Below are 14,764 nucleotides of genomic sequence, written 5' to 3'. Positions count from 1 at the left end.
GACCCGTCAGGACCTGGCTGACGGGTCCACCCTACGCCCACGCAGGGAGACCGCAGCCCCTGTCGCACAGGGACCGCCGCCGCCGGGCGGGGCAAGGTGAGGAGGCCACCGCGGCAGGCTGGCAGGCGCGCCGTGCAGTGTGGGTGATGGCATCTGCCCGTTCAGGAAACGAAGGCGTCGATCCGGCGACGCCGGTCAGTAGCGCCAGTCGAGCTTGCGATAGGCCTTGGCCATCACCCAGGCCGGGCCGATCAGCAGGTAGGTCAGGTCGGTCAGGAAGCTGGGCTTGCGGCCTTCGAACTTGTGGCCGATGAACTGCGCGATCCAGGCGACCACGAAGACGCCGATGGCCAGCCAGAGCAGATTGTGCAGGCCGATTTCCGCTTCCAGCAGCCGGCACAGGCAGCCGAACACGAAGAACTGGATGAGCATGCCGATGCCCAGCGGGCGCGACAGTTTGTTGTAGAAGCACCAGGCGCTGAACATCGCGAACGCCGACCAGATGCCGTACTGGAACCAGGTGATCAGCGGCGGAACGCACCACAGCAGGGCCACCACCGACCACAGGATCGCCGGCACCGCCACCACGTGGATGCGCTGGTTGACCACATTGCGGTGATCGTCGGAGTAGCTGGCGAAGTAGCGGTCGATCGGACGCGCAAGCTGGGTGGTGGTCTGCATGTGGCCAGCATACCCCGGCCGGGGCCGTCAGTAGAGCCAGGCCATGCCTGGCTGCAGGTCCGCCGAGGTTGCCGGCCAGCGGCCGGCACTACCCCGGGGAAACCGACAGTAGAGCCAGGCCATGCCTGGCTGCAGGTCCGCCGAGGTTGCCGGCCAGCGGCCGGCACTACCGCATTCAGAACGCCCCCAGCCAGACCGGCCGGGGGCGCAGGGGAATCAGTCGACGCTGATTCCGGCCAGGCGCTGCAGCGCCTCGGCGTACTTGGCGCGGGTGCGCTCGATGATCTCCGCCGGGATGCTCGGGCCCGGAGCAGTCTTGCCCCAGTCCAGCGTCTCCAGGTAGTCGCGCACGAACTGCTTGTCGTAGCTCGGCGGGCTGGTGCCCACTTCGTACTCGTCGGCAGGCCAGTAGCGCGAGGAATCCGGCGTCAGCATCTCGTCCATGATGTACAGGCGGCCATCGGCGTCGGTACCGAACTCGAACTTGGTGTCGGCCAGGATGATGCCGCGCTCGCGCGCGTAATCGGCCGCGAACTTGTAGATGCGCAGCGTGGCGTCGCGCACGCGTTCGGCCATCTCCGCACCGACCGTCTTCACCATCGCGTCGAAGTCGATGTTCTCGTCATGGTCACCCACGGCGGCCTTGGTCGAGGGCGTGAAGATCGGCTCGGGCAGCTGCTCGGCCTGGCGCAGGCCGTCGGGCAGGTCGATGCCGCTGACCTTGCCGGTGCGCTGGTAGTCCTTCCAGCCGCTGCCGATCAGGTAGCCGCGGGCGATCGCTTCCACCGGTACCGGCTTCAGCTTGCGCGTGACCACCGCGCGCTTGGCGTACAGGGCCGCGTCCACGCCCTCGGGCAGCACGCTGGCCACGTCGATGCCGGTCAGGTGATTGGGCATCAGGTGCGCGGTCTTGGCGAACCAGAAGTTGGACACCTGGCAGAGCATCTCGCCCTTGCCCGGAATCGGGTCGGGCAGGACCACGTCGAACGCCGACAGGCGATCGGTGGCGACCATCAAAAGGTAGTCCCCCGGCGGGGTACCGGCCGGCAGCCGCTCGCGCGGGATATCGAACACATCACGCACCTTGCCGCGGTGGCGCAAGGGCAGGCCGGGGAGATCGGATTGCAACAGCGTGGTTGGCACGGGCACTCCTGGGGCTTCGTCGATACGGCTGCCCAACGGACCCGGCGGGCCCGCTGACCAGCGGGCGGCCTAGTGTAAAGCGGTCCGGGCCCGCTGTGACGTAAAATGAGCGTCCATTTCGTCGGCCGACCCCGGAGCGCCATGCGCTGGTACGGAAAACTGCTCGGATTCATCGCCGGGGCCCTGCTGTTCCGGCCCAATCCGCTGTTCGGCGCGGTGGTCGGCTTGTTGCTGGGACATGCCTTTGACAGCGACTGGTTCCGCCTGAACAAGGAGAACCCCTACCGCGAGCTGGGACTGACCTCCGAGGCCACCGATGCCGAGGTCGAGCGCGCCTACCGCAAGCTGATCTCCCAGTACCACCCCGACAAGCTGGGCGGCGCCGCCCCCGAGCTGCAGCAGCAGGCCGAGCAGAAGTCGCGGCGCATCAACGCCGCCTACGACCGCATCAAGACTCTGCGCAAGCGCTGACCCCACAATCCCGCCTGCGGGCGGGAGACCCCTTTCCCCGTTCCGAAGGCCCCGGCCATGTCCAACTGCCTCATCGCTCCTTCCATCCTCTCGGCCAACTTCGCCCGCCTGGGCGAAGAAGTCGACAACGTCCTGGCCGCTGGCGCCGATTGGGTCCATTTCGACGTGATGGACAACCACTACGTGCCCAACCTGACCATCGGCCCGATGGTCTGCCAGGCGCTGCGCAAGCACGGCGTCACCGCGCCGATCGACGTGCACCTGATGGTCGAGCCGGTGGACCGCATCATCCCGGACTTCGCCGAGGCCGGCGCCACCTACATCAGCTTCCACCCGGAGGCCAGCCGCCACGTGCACCGCACCATCCAGCTGATCCGCTCGCTGGGCTGCAAGCCGGGCATCGTGCTCAATCCGGCCACACCGGTGGACATCCTCGACTGGGTGCTGGACGACCTCGACCTGGTGCTGCTGATGTCGGTCAATCCGGGCTTCGGCGGCCAGGCGTTCATCCCGTCGGCGTTGGACAAGCTGCGCGTGGTGCGCCAGAAGATCGATGCCAGCGGCCGTGACATCCGCCTGGAGATCGACGGTGGCGTGAAGGCCGACAACATCGGTGAGATCGCCGCCGCTGGTGCCGATACCTTTGTCGCCGGCTCGGCCATCTTCAACGCCAAGACCAGCTACCAGGACGTGATCGCGCAGATGCGCGCCAACGTCGCCGCGGCACGGGGCTGAGCCATGAACACGGTGGCCGTGTTGAACATCCGCCCGGCCACCGTCGCCGACGCTGGCCTGATCCTGCGCTTCATCCGTGAACTGGCGATCTACGAGAAGGCCGAGCATTCGGTACAGACCGATGAGATCGGCATCGCTGAAAGCCTGTTCGGCGCTGACGCCACCGCCCGCGCGCTGATCTGCGAGGCGAACGGCGAAGCCATCGGCTACGCGGTGTATTTCTACAACTATTCCACCTGGCTGGGCCGCAAGGGCATCTATCTGGAAGACCTGTACGTGAGCCCGGAAAAGCGCGGCTCCGGTGCGGGCAAGGCGCTGCTGAAGTACATCGCCCGCCAGGCGGTGGCTGAAGGTTGCGGCCGCTTCGAGTGGTCGGTGCTGGACTGGAACACGCCGGCCATCGACTTCTACACCGCAGCCGGCGCCAAGCCGCAGGACGAGTGGACGGTGTACCGGCTGGAAGGTGAGGCGCTGCACGATTTCGCCAACGGTTGAGGCGGAATGCATCCACGCATGGCGTGGATCTACTGAAGACGGTGCGTGGGCACAGTAGATCCACGCCATGCGTGGATGCGCCGGGCAGGCAAAAAAAAGCCACGCCAAATACTGGCGTGGCCTTGCTGCATGCGTGGTAGGCTGATCCTGCCTCCATCCGTCGTCCCTGCTATGGCCTTCCATTCTCCGGGCCGCCGATGACACTTGCATGACATCCCGCATTGGCGAGCCCACTATCTGACCTGAACGGTTGCCAGCGTCTTTCACTGGCCACGAACGCCCGATTGCTAGCCTGTGCCGCCTTTCCCTGGAAGAACTGCATGAGCACACCGCGCTGGCGCCTGATCCTCAACGGCAAGTCCGCAGGCAACGATGACCTGCGCGATGCCGTGGGCCACTGGCGTGACCGTGGCGTGCAGCTGGAAGTGCGGGTGACCTGGGAAGACGGTGACGCCGAGCGCTACGTTGCCGAGGCCATCGACCACGGCGTGGACGTGATCGTGGCGGCCGGTGGCGACGGCACGCTGAGCGCGGTGGCCGAGACGTTGGCGCATCGTGACGAGCCGGCTGGGGCGCTGCCGTCGCTGGCGTTGGTGCCGATGGGCACCGCCAACGATTTCGCTACCGCTGCCGGTATTCCGGTGGAGCCGCAGGAGGCCTTCGCACTGATTGCCGGCGGCACGCCGCGTCCGATGGACCTGCTGCGCGTTGATGCCGACGGCAAGCCGTGGTGGTGCGCCAACCTCGCCAGCGGCGGCTTCGGTACCCAGGTCACGGTGGAAACCGATGCGGGCTTGAAGAAAATGCTCGGCGGTCTGGCCTATGTCATTACCGGCATCGCCAAGCTCGGTCGCATCGAACCGATCACCGCGCGCCTGAGCGGCCCGGATTTCCAGTGGGAAGGTGGGTTCATCGCGCTGGGTATCGGCAACGGTCGCCAGGCCGGTGGTGGTCAGCAGCTGTGCCCGCAGGCACTGATCGACGACGGTCTGCTGGACGTCACCGTGGTGCCGGAACTGGACGGTGAAGTCGCCGCTACTCTTGGGCAGATGCTGACCGGCGGCAAGGAGGCGGCGCTTGAACGTGTCGCCACGCGCGCGCAGCTGCCGTGGTTGCAGATCGACGCCCCGAAGCCGCTGACATTGAACCTGGACGGCGAACCGGTGCAGGCACGCAGCTTCCGCATCGAATGCGTGGCGGGCAGGGTGCGGATGCACCTGCCGGAGGATTGTGTGCTGCTTTCCGGCCGCTGATACAGGAATCAGAGCAGGGGAATGTCTTCTTCCTTCGTGGGGAGGCCGAAGGCTTCACGTTTGTCGCGGATGCCTTTCGGCATCGGGGGACGAGGGATGTCGCGTGTGACGAGCCACTGCTGGCACTTCCTCTGCCATGGTAGAAGATCGGGTGTAGTGATGCCCCAGAAGATGTGCTCGGCGATCAGCATTCTGTCGGGGGCGCCGACGGAGGATTTCAGCAGTACCGTAGGGTCTGCCCCGTGTTCCAGCAGCCAATAGGCATGCTCGAATCCACCCCGGGTGGTGTACCAGCTCAGTACTGTGTCGGCGGTGCCGCGATTGGATTCATTGATGTTCGCTCCATTCTCAATCAGCAGTTTCACGTTTTCCCACTGATTGCCCGCAATGAAGGCTTGAAACAGCAACGTTTCGCCCGCTGAGTTCCGCGTGTTGGGGTCTCCACCGTGCTGAAGCAGCAATTGCAGGTATCGCGGGTCGTCCAGCTTTGCGGCATAGACCATGGCGTTGTTGTAGCCAAGTCTGCGGCCATCCACGACCTTGTAGGCGCGGGCATTTGGATCTGCGCCGTTGTCCAGGAGGGCGCGTAGCCCATCAAGATTCTTCGCCCGAAGAGGCCACGCCACCAGGGGGATTCCAGCATCACGAGCGAAGACCTTGTCCGGATCGACTCCTTCGTCCTTTATCAGGTGCGTGATCGTCTCGGCATCCCCTTGCTCGCTGGCAACGGCCAGCTCAAGTGCCCTTCCCTTGAAGTAATCGCTGGCACCATGCGTTGACTGTGGCGTGCAGCCCGAAAGCAGGAGCAGCGCTGCTGCCAGAAGGGCGTAATGCACAAAGAAGCGTCGGAGGTGAACGTCCATGTCTGATCTCCTTACAGCAGCGGAATGTCTTCTTCCTTGCTCGGGAATTTGAAGGCCTCGCGCTTCCTGCGGATGTGTTCGGGCATCGGCGGGCGGGGGATGTTGCGCTCAGCCAACCATTGCTGGCACTTTTTCTGCCACGGCAGGTTGTCCGGCGTGGTGATTTCCCAGTAGATGTCTTCGACCATCTTCTGCCGGCCAGGCTGGCTTGACCCTTCCGGCTTTGCAATCGCGGGATCAGCACCATGTTCCAGCAGCCAGTATGCGTAATCGAAGCCGCCTCGCGTGGTGTACCAGCTCAGGACCGTGTCGTCGCCCAGGTCCAGGCTTGATTCATTGATGTTGGCCCCGTTCGTAATCAGGACCTGGATGTTCTTCCACTGATTTCCGCTGAGGAATGCCTGCAGCAGTAGAGTCTCGTTGGCCGAGTTGCGGGTGTTGGGGTCTCCGCCGTGCTTCAGCAGCAGCTCAAGGAAGCGAGGGTCGTCCATCTTTGCCGCGTAGACCATCGCATTGTTGTAACCAAGCCTGCGTCCATCCACCGTCTTGTATGCGCGTGCATTCGGATCTGCGCCGTTGTCCAGGAGAGCGCGTAATCCATCAAGATTCTTCGCCCGAAGAGGCCACGCCACCAGGGGGATTCCAGCGTCACGAGCGAAGACCTTGTCGGGATCGACTCCTTCGTCCTTTATCAGGTGCCGAACGGTGTCCGAATCGCCATGCTCGGTTGCTATCGCAAGCTCAAGGTTTTTTCCGTCGAAGTACTGTTCGGCGCCATGGCTCGACGAAAGGGCGCATCCGCTTACCATCAGAAAGATGGCGCAGACCACTATCGGGAACATCCGTTTCACACTTTCAAAAACATGAATGGGCATGTTGATTCCGCAACGGTGCTCGAGACGTGACATTAGCAAACGGATCTGATAATCGATATGTGTCGCGGGGGCATGTCCCCTCAAGGTGAATGGAGCTTGCCATGACGGATCACGACATTGACGCGCGGGCACGCGCAGTCCAGGAGCAGCGCGAGCTTGTGGAGCAGTTGCGCGCAAGCGGCCACACCGAAGATGCAGAGCGCTTGCAGGAGACATACCACGCACGTGAGATGTCTGGACTCGCCTCCGATGTGTATCAGTCAGCGAAGCATGCTGGCGAGCCGCCGGCGGGCTGGACTCGCGCAAGCACTGATCCTGCCGCGTTGCGTGCGGCGGGCTTCGAACTGTCGGACGCAACCGTGCGCGACTTGTTACAGCCGCCTGAATCGGGATTCCGCGCCGAAATCTACATCCCCGACAAGCGCGTCTTTGGTGAGGATGCGAAACCTGTCGTGGTCTACAAAGGGTCCACGGGTGAGATTCTTGACCCGCTGGCGCCCAATGGAAAACGAGAATCCGGCGGCGAGGATTTCCTCAACAACGGCCAGCAGGGCATCGGCATGCGCAGCGATTACTACGATCGCGCCATGCGTCTTGCCTCGATCGTCAATCAGGAACGCCCGGGCGGCTTCGAAATCGCCGGTCACTCCCTCGGTGGAGGCATGGCTTCCGCCGCGTCCGCAGTCACCGGCGCACGTGCCACCACGTTCAACGCCGCCGGCCTGCATCCGGCAACCCCGGCGCGTTATGCCAAGGGCAACGGCCTGCCGACCTTCGACACGCAGCAGTCCGTGCACACCTACCAGACCACCGGTGAGGTGCTGAACGATGTGCAGAACGGCATGCACCGCCTGAGCGAGCATCAGCGTCGTGGCTACGGTGTACTTGCCAACGAACTGGGCATGGTGCTGAAGGATCCGGCCATGCAGAAGGTCGTCGGCGAAAAGCTGCGCGAGATGCTGCCTCCGGGCGCGCAGACCTCCGCTGCACAGTTCATCGAACAACTGGCGAGCCAGCCGGGTCAGCAGGCGCTGCGCGATATTCCGCTCGCGGCAGGGCGCCTCGAATTGTTGCTTGAGCCCAAGACCCGCGACGCGCACGGGGCACTCGTCGATCGCCCGCATGTGGCGCCGCCCAGCCAGGTGGCGGAGCTGGCGGGCCCGCTGTCCTCCGTGCTGCACGCCACGGCGTACGGCATGCGCGGCGGTCGCCTGGCCGGCGAGCAGGTTGAACGGGCCGGCGCCGCCACTGCCCATGCGCTGGACAAGGTGGGCGATGGTGTCGAGCGCGTACTGAAGACCGAAGGCATGGTCATCGGCCAGGTGGTGAACATGGGGTCCACCAGCCTGCAGGTGAGCACCCGGGCGACCAGTACGGTGATTGCTTCGGGGCGTGAACTGACCGGCAGCATCGAAGCCACCCTGCACCGCGTCGAATCGCAGACCCGCTCCCATGGCCTGTCCGCCCTGTCGTGGGTGGCTGACCGGGTGGGCGCGGACAACGTCGCCGGCCGGCTTGCCAAGCAGGCCGAAGCTGCCCGTGACCACGGTGAGCAGCATGCGCAGCACGCGACGAAACAGGCCGTCGCCGACGCCGCAGGCACACGCGCGGCGGGTGAACGCGTGGCCGCTGCCATCAGCCACGACGGCCAATGGGTGGCCGGCAAGCTGCAGAACGGGTTCGCCACCGCCGGCGCCCATGTCGATCGTGGCTATGACCTGGTGGCGTCGCAAGTGAAGGGCATCACCGCCAAGGCGCCGATCACCCTGTCCACGCTGGGTGGTGCCGCGGTGGGCATCGGGGCTGCCGCCGCCACCCACCTGCCGACCGGCAACCTGCCGTTGGACGCAATGAAGCTGCACAACCTCGACAGGTCCGAGCGTGTCATCCGCGGCATGATGCCGGCCTTCAGCGAGGCCACCGCCCGCCATGGCATGGATCCGACCGTCATCCCCAGCCTGGATTCAGAGCTGATCAAGCAGGAAGCCGCCGCCCGCAAGCTGGTCGAGCAGCACCAGCGCATCCAGCATCCGGAGGATGGCCGACGCGCCAGCGTGGCGGCAGAACCCGCTGCGCGCGGGCTTGGCATCAACGACCCTGGCCACGCCGATTACCGGTTGTTCAACGGCGCTCAGACCGGCGTGCACGCCCTGGACGCCGCCCACAACCGTGTGCCGAACCTGCAGAGCGACCAGCTCGCCGGTGCACTGGCCGTGCAGGCCAAGCGCGAGGGGCTGGAGTCCATTTCCCACGTGGTGCTCAGCAACGATCACAGCCGCGCCTTCGCGGTGGATACGCCCGACCTGAACGCCGCGCACCGGCGCCATGCGCACGTCGATGTGGCGGCGGGGATGGCCCAGCCGCTGAGCGCGAGCACCACCCAGATCGACGCGATCAATGCCAGTCGCGAGCAGGTGCAGGGGGTGTCGCTGGCCCAGCAGCAGGTGCAGGAGACCCAGGAACAGGCGCGGCGGATGGGCTAGGGCAAAGACAAACCGCCCGTCGCCAAAGGGTTTCCCTGCGGCCAAAGCTGCGATACAGTCATTGGGTGTCCAGCCTGACGACCCCGCATACCCTTTCTTCCGCACGCCGTTGGTGGCGATGGTGGCCTGTTGCCGTCGTCCGTCCCCATAACGCTGTGTCCCGGAAGGAAAGTCGTCTTGATCTCGCACGCTCAGTTTCAGCAGCAGGCCGCTGAAGGCCACACCCATATTCCCGTTGTCCGCGAAGTGCTGTCCGACCTGGACACGCCGCTTTCGGTCTATCTGAAGCTCGCCGACGGCCCCAATACCTACCTGTTTGAATCCGTCGAAGGCGGCGAGCGCTTTGGTCGTTACTCGATCATCGGCCTGCCGGCACGCCGCGTGTACGCCTTCCACGGCCACACCCTGACCGTACGCGAGCACGGCGATGTGGTGGAAACCCGTGAGGTGGCCGACCCGTTCGCCGAGGTCGAGGCGCTGCGCAGCGCCCACTCGGTGCCCAAGCTGGAAGGCCTGCCGGGCTTCACCGGTGGCCTGGTCGGCTGGTTCGGCTTCGAATGCATCGGCTACATCGAGCCGCGTCTGGCCTCGCCGGCTGGCCGTGACGAACTGGGTACGCCGGACATCCTGCTGCTGCACTCCGATGAGCTGGCAGTGTTCGATAACCTGAAGGGCCGGCTGTACCTGATCGTGCATGCCGACCCGCGCGTCGAAGGCGCCTTCGAGCAGGCCCAGGCCCGCCTGGATGCACTGACCGCCAAGCTGCGCGCGCCGGGTGCCGGCTATCCGGCTCCGCTGACCAGCGACGTGCTGGACGAGTCCGATTTCGTTTCCGGTTTCACCCGCGAAGGCTTCGTTGACGCGGTTCAGCGCAGCAAGGAGTACATCCGTGCTGGCGACATCTTCCAGGTGGTGCTCAGCCAGCGCCTGAGCGTGCCGTTCAAGGCGCGCCCGGTGGATGTCTACCGCGCGCTGCGTGCACTGAATCCGTCGCCGTACATGTATTTCCTCGATGTCGGCGACCTGCAGGTGGTCGGCTCCTCGCCGGAAATCCTGGTGCGCCTGCAGGACGGTGAAGTGACCGTGCGCCCGATCGCCGGCACCCGTCCGCGCGGCGCCACGCCGGAGCTGGACCAGGCGCTGGAGGTCGAGCTGCTGGCCGATCCAAAGGAACGCGCCGAGCACCTGATGCTGATCGACCTGGGCCGCAATGACGCCGGCCGCGTGTCCAAGGCCGGCACCGTCGAAGTGGGCGAGCAGTTCGTGATCGAACGCTACAGCCACGTCATGCACATCGTCAGCGAAGTGACCGGGCAGCTGCAGCCGGGCCTGAGCTATGCCGACGTGCTGCGCGCCACCTTCCCGGCCGGTACGGTCAGCGGCGCGCCGAAGATCCGCGCGCTGGAAGTGATCCGCGAGCTGGAACCGATCAAGCGCAATGTCTACGCCGGCAGCATCGGCTACATCGGCTGGCACGGCGATGCCGATACTGCGATCGCGATCCGCACCGCGGTGATCAAGGACGGCCGCCTGTATGTGCAGGCCGGCGCCGGCATCGTCTACGACTCCGACCCGGACAAGGAATGGGACGAGACGATGAACAAGGGCCGCGCGTTGTTCCGCGCCGTCGCCCAGGCCGCCAAGGGCCTGTGAGTTTCCCTGTGCTGTGGCCTGCGCCGCAGCACCCTTCGCTGTTTCCATTCAAGACAAGGAGTACCGCATGAAGCTGCTGAGCGTTCTGCTGTGGTCGTCGCTGCTGGCCACGATGGCCCCGGATTCGTGGGCACAGGCCAACACCATTCCCTCGCAGCCGCACCTGCTGGTGAAGGGCGAGGGCGCGCGAACGGTGATGCCGGACCGGTTCACCGTCGAACTGCTGGTCAAGTCCACCGACCTTCAGCCGGATGCAGCGCGCTCGCGCGTGCAGGGCAATGTCGATGCGGTGCTGGGTGCGTTCAAGCGCAACCATGCGCTGCCGGCAAGCGTGGTGGCAGACAACCTGACCATCCAGCCGGACTACCGCTACAGCGTGCAGGGCAAGCAGGAATACCTGGGGACGCGGGTGAGCCGGCGCCTGAAAGGCAGCTTCGGCACCACCGGTGACCTGCAGGCCTTCCTGCGCGCGGTCGATGCCAGCGATGACCTGCAGATCAGCAGCATGCGGCCTGGCTACTCGAAGGAAGCCGCACTGCGTGGCGAACTCAAGGCCGAAGCGGCAACGCAGACACGCGCCTCCGCCAAGCACCTTGCCACGGCCTATGGCGCGCGCATCACCGGCCTCTACAGCATCTCCGACGTGGCCCCGAACTTCGCCTACGGCGTGCAGGCAGGCAACTGGCCCCGCAGCGGTGACATGGTCACACCGCCCAGCCCGCCGGCTCCGGCACAGACCAGCATCGAGACAACCGGCTCGCGCGCGCGCGAATCCATCGAAGCCGGCCCCATCACCTACACCGAAAACGTGTACGCCATTTTCCTGATAAGCGACGGAACCTGACCATGTTGTGGATGATCGACAACTACGACAGCTTCACCTACAACCTCGTGCAGTACCTGCAGACGCTGGGTGCCGAAGTGAAGGTGGTGCGCAACGATGCGATGAGCGTGGACGAGATCGCCGCGCAGAAACCCGAGCGCATCGTCATCTCGCCCGGCCCGTGCACGCCCAACGAAGCGGGCGTGTCGCTGGAGCTGATCCAGCGCCTGGGCCCGACCACGCCGATCCTCGGCGTGTGCCTGGGTCACCAGGGCATCGGCCAGGTCTACGGCGGCACGGTCATCCGCGCCGGCAACATCATGCACGGCAAGACCTCGCCGATCCGCCATCAGGGCAAGGGTGTGTTCGCCGGCCTGCCGGACGGTTACCAGGCCACCCGCTACCACTCGCTGGTGGTGGACAAGAACAGCCTGCCCGACGCGCTGGAAGTGACCGCGTGGACCGAGAACGAGGATGGCTCGATCGAAGAGATCATGGGCCTGCGCCACCGCCAGTTCCCGGTCGAGGGCGTGCAGTTCCACCCCGAATCGATCCTCACCGAGCATGGTCACGCGCTGCTGCGCAATTTCCTGCAGCGCCCGGCTGCCTGATCCAAGGAGTATTCCGATGAGCTTCTCCCCCCAGGAAGCCCTGCAACGCACCATCGAGCATCGCGAGATCTTCTTCGACGAAATGGTCGACCTGATGCGGCAGATCATGCGCGGCGACGTCTCGCCGATGATGACCGCCGCCATCCTCACCGGCCTGCGCGTGAAGAAGGAAACCATCGACGAGATCGCCGCCGCAGCAACGGTGATGCGCGAATTCGCGCTGGCCGTGCCGGTCGCCGATACCACCCACCTGGTCGACATCGTCGGCACCGGTGGCGATGGCTCGCATACCTTCAACATCTCCACCTGCGCGATGTTCGTTGCCGCTGCCGCCGGCGCGCGCGTGGCCAAGCATGGCAACCGCAGCGTGTCGTCCAAGTCCGGCAGTGCCGATGCGGTCGAAGCACTGGGCGCGGCGATCGAGCTGCAGCCTGCGCAGGTGGCCGCGGCCATCGAACAGACCGGCATCGGCTTCATGTTCGCGCCGATCCACCACCCGTCGATGAAGGTGGTGGCGCCGGTGCGTCGCGAGATGGGGGTGCGCACCATCTTCAACATCCTTGGTCCGCTGACCAACCCGGCCAATGCGCCGTCGGTGCTGATGGGCGTGTTCCATCCCGATCTGGTGGGCATCCAGGCGCGCGTGCTGCGCGAACTGGGCGCCGAGCGCGCGATGGTGGTGTGGGGCCGCGACAACATGGACGAGATCTCGCTGGGCGCCGGCACCCTGGTGGGTGAGCTGCGCGACGGCAAGGTGCGGGAGTACGAGATCCATCCGGAAGACTTCGGCATCGCCATGTCGGCCAGCCGCAACCTGCGCGTGGATGGCCCTGAGCAGTCCATCGCCATGCTGCGCGCGGTGCTCGACAACGAGCCGGGCCCGGCGCTGGACATCGTCGCCCTGAATGCGGGCGCGGCGTTGTACGTGGCCGGCGTGGCCAGCGATATCGGCGACGGCCTGGCCCGCGCTCGCGCGGTCATCGCCGATGGCAGCGCCCGTGCCCGCCTGCAGCAGTATGTCGATACCACCCGCGCGCTGGTTGCCTGAGCGCGCGGTTCAGCCTGACCCACCCGATGGCCGATAATGGTCGTCCTCACCGCCCCAGCACCGACCCGACGACGATGAGCGATATCCTGCAGACGATCCTGGCCCGCAAGGCCGAAGAAGTAGCCCAGCGCCGCGCCCAGCGACCGCTTGAGGAGCTGCAGGCGGCGCTGGCCGATGCGCCACCGGTGCGCGGCTTCGTGCGCGCGCTGCAGGCCGCCGTCGCCAATGGCGATCCAGCGGTGATTGCCGAAGTGAAGAAGGCCAGCCCGTCCAAGGGCGTCATCCGCCCCGACTTCCGCCCGGCCGACATCGCGGTCAGCTACGAGTTCGGTGGCGCCAGCTGCCTGTCGGTGCTGACCGATGTCGATTTCTTCCAGGGTGCCGATGCCTACCTGCAGCAGGCGCGCGAAGCCTGCACGCTGCCGGTGCTGCGCAAGGACTTCGTGATCGACGCCTACCAGGTGGTCGAGGCGCGCGTGCTCGGCGCCGACTGCATCCTGCTGATCGTCGCCGCGCTGGACGATACGCAGCTGGCCACGCTGTCCGAACTGGCGATGTCGCTGGGCATGGACGTGCTGGTGGAAGTGCACGACATCGACGAGCTGGAGCGTGCACTGCAGGTGCCGGCGCCGATGATCGGCATCAACAACCGCAACCTGCGCACCTTCGAGGTGTCGCTGCAGACCACCCTGGACATGCGCCTGGCCGTGCCGCGCGACCGCCTGCTGGTCACCGAGAGTGGCATTCTCGGCCCGCAGGATGTGGCGCTGATGCGCGATGCCGGCATCCACTCGTTCCTGGTCGGCGAGGCCTTCATGCGCGTGGAAGAGCCGGGCGAGGGTCTGCGTCAGCTATTCTTCGCAGCATGAAAACGTACTATCCAACGCCGCGCGAGGATGCGCCGCTGGTGGTCTTCGACTTCGACCACACCCTGTATGACGGCGATTCGGGTACCCACCTGTTCGCCTCGCTGATCAAGCGCAACCCGCTGCGGATGCTGGCGGCGCTGCTGGTCACCCCGATTGCCGGACCGATGGTGGCGATGCTGCCGACCCGCCGTGCCGGCATTTCGGTCTACGTCTGGATCGGCAGCTTCGGCCTGCACCGCGCGCGCGAGTTCAACAAGGTGATCGATGCCTACGTGCTGCGCAATGAAGCGCAGATGCGCGCCAAGCTGTTGCCACAGGCGCTGGACGTATTCGCCGCGCACCGTGCCAAGGGCGATCGCGTGGTGGTGGCCACCGGCGCACCGCCGGAGCTTGCCCGCGCGATCCTGGCCTTCGTCGCCCACCAGGACGTGCCGGTGATCGGCACCGAAGTGGGGCCGCGTCTGGGCGGGGTAGGGCCGACCCGGCACTGCCACAACGAAGAGAAGATGCGCATGCTGCGCGAACGCGGCTACGGCGACATCGATATCGCCTACTCCGACAGCACCGCCGACCTGCCGCTGCTGCTTGCGGCGAAAGCGCCGGTGGTGGTCAACCCGAAGCCTGCCAAGGTGGAATTCTTCCGCCGCGTGCTGCCGGCCGGTACCCGCATCCTCAACTGGGGTTGCGTGGACCGGGGCGGCGACAAGGCGTAATCGATCCCGCCTGCCCGCCGGGCGTGGGGCAAGGACCCGGTAGCGCCG

General features: G+C 65.7%; 15 protein-coding genes. 11 read left to right on the top strand and 4 right to left on the bottom strand.

The features are described from left to right. Window positions 1-195 precede the first annotated feature (195 nt). On the bottom strand, window positions 196-681 hold the full coding sequence (locus AC27VL_RS14845) for an Mpo1 family 2-hydroxy fatty acid dioxygenase (RefSeq protein ID WP_089237384.1): 486 nt from the start codon (window positions 679-681) through the stop codon (window positions 196-198). Window positions 682-897: 216 nt separating this feature from the next. Continuing rightward, window positions 898-1,824 carry a phosphoribosylaminoimidazolesuccinocarboxamide synthase gene (locus AC27VL_RS14840; RefSeq protein WP_162291998.1) on the bottom strand — a complete coding sequence of 309 codons (927 nt, stop codon included), beginning with the start codon at window positions 1,822-1,824 and terminating at the stop codon, window positions 898-900. Window positions 1,825-1,965: 141 nt separating this feature from the next. Between AC27VL_RS14840 and AC27VL_RS14835 the strand changes: the two genes are divergently transcribed. From AC27VL_RS14835 to yegS, 4 genes are all read left to right on the top strand, one after another. Further along, window positions 1,966-2,295: a J domain-containing protein gene (locus tag AC27VL_RS14835; protein WP_025874605.1), complete on the top strand. Its 330-nt coding sequence runs from the start codon at window positions 1,966-1,968 to the stop codon at window positions 2,293-2,295. A 57-nt stretch (window positions 2,296-2,352) separates the two neighbouring features. Continuing rightward, the gene (gene rpe / locus AC27VL_RS14830; RefSeq protein WP_046983681.1) at window positions 2,353-3,030 is read left to right on the top strand and encodes a ribulose-phosphate 3-epimerase; all 678 of its coding nucleotides are present in this window, start codon (window positions 2,353-2,355) and stop codon (window positions 3,028-3,030) included. Window positions 3,031-3,042: 12 nt separating this feature from the next. Further along, complete coding sequence (locus tag AC27VL_RS14825; protein WP_089238150.1) at window positions 3,043-3,525, top strand: GNAT family N-acetyltransferase; 483 nt, start codon at window positions 3,043-3,045, stop codon at window positions 3,523-3,525. Window positions 3,526-3,845: 320 nt separating this feature from the next. Then, window positions 3,846-4,778: a lipid kinase YegS gene (yegS, locus tag AC27VL_RS14820; RefSeq protein ID WP_488767139.1), complete on the top strand. Its 933-nt coding sequence runs from the start codon at window positions 3,846-3,848 to the stop codon at window positions 4,776-4,778. 8 nt (window positions 4,779-4,786) lie between these two features. Here the strand turns inward: yegS and AC27VL_RS14815 are convergent, their stop codons facing one another. Together AC27VL_RS14815 and AC27VL_RS14810 are read right to left on the bottom strand one after the other, a co-directional pair. Continuing rightward, complete coding sequence (locus AC27VL_RS14815) at window positions 4,787-5,641, bottom strand: ankyrin repeat domain-containing protein (RefSeq protein WP_488767137.1); 855 nt, start codon at window positions 5,639-5,641, stop codon at window positions 4,787-4,789. A gap of 11 nt (window positions 5,642-5,652) precedes the next feature. Continuing rightward, window positions 5,653-6,516, bottom strand: coding sequence for an ankyrin repeat domain-containing protein (locus tag AC27VL_RS14810; protein WP_243381902.1), 864 nt, complete (start codon window positions 6,514-6,516; stop codon window positions 5,653-5,655). Between the two features lie 89 nt (window positions 6,517-6,605). Here AC27VL_RS14810 and AC27VL_RS14805 point away from each other — a divergent pair, with 89 nt between their 5' ends. From AC27VL_RS14805 to AC27VL_RS14775, 7 genes are all read left to right on the top strand, one after another. Beyond that, entirely contained in the window at window positions 6,606-8,999 is a 2,394-nt protein-coding gene (locus tag AC27VL_RS14805) for a Tle-like phospholipase domain-containing protein (protein WP_488767135.1), read from the top strand. Window positions 9,000-9,176: 177 nt separating this feature from the next. After that, window positions 9,177-10,652: an anthranilate synthase component I gene (trpE, locus tag AC27VL_RS14800; RefSeq protein WP_191077716.1), complete on the top strand. Its 1,476-nt coding sequence runs from the start codon at window positions 9,177-9,179 to the stop codon at window positions 10,650-10,652. 67 nt (window positions 10,653-10,719) lie between these two features. Then, window positions 10,720-11,496, top strand: coding sequence for an SIMPL domain-containing protein (locus AC27VL_RS14795; RefSeq protein ID WP_488767133.1), 777 nt, complete (start codon window positions 10,720-10,722; stop codon window positions 11,494-11,496). 2 nt (window positions 11,497-11,498) lie between these two features. Then, window positions 11,499-12,086 (top strand): anthranilate synthase component II, encoded by a 588-nt coding sequence (locus AC27VL_RS14790; protein ID WP_089237370.1) that lies wholly within the window; start codon window positions 11,499-11,501, stop codon window positions 12,084-12,086. 16 nt (window positions 12,087-12,102) lie between these two features. Beyond that, on the top strand, window positions 12,103-13,134 hold the full coding sequence (trpD, locus tag AC27VL_RS14785; RefSeq protein WP_089237368.1) for an anthranilate phosphoribosyltransferase: 1,032 nt from the start codon (window positions 12,103-12,105) through the stop codon (window positions 13,132-13,134). A gap of 74 nt (window positions 13,135-13,208) precedes the next feature. Beyond that, window positions 13,209-14,003 (top strand): indole-3-glycerol phosphate synthase TrpC, encoded by a 795-nt coding sequence (trpC, locus tag AC27VL_RS14780; RefSeq protein WP_033832398.1) that lies wholly within the window; start codon window positions 13,209-13,211, stop codon window positions 14,001-14,003. Beyond that, the gene (locus AC27VL_RS14775; protein ID WP_100553820.1) at window positions 14,000-14,716 is read left to right on the top strand and encodes a haloacid dehalogenase-like hydrolase; all 717 of its coding nucleotides are present in this window, start codon (window positions 14,000-14,002) and stop codon (window positions 14,714-14,716) included. The genes trpC and AC27VL_RS14775 overlap by 4 nt, the downstream gene beginning before the upstream one ends. Window positions 14,717-14,764: the final 48 nt, after the last annotated feature.

This window comes from Stenotrophomonas sp. 14P6.2.3 (assembly GCF_057799055.1).
Note: the sequence above shows the minus strand (reverse complement) of the source record. Positions and strands in the feature narration are given on the sequence as shown.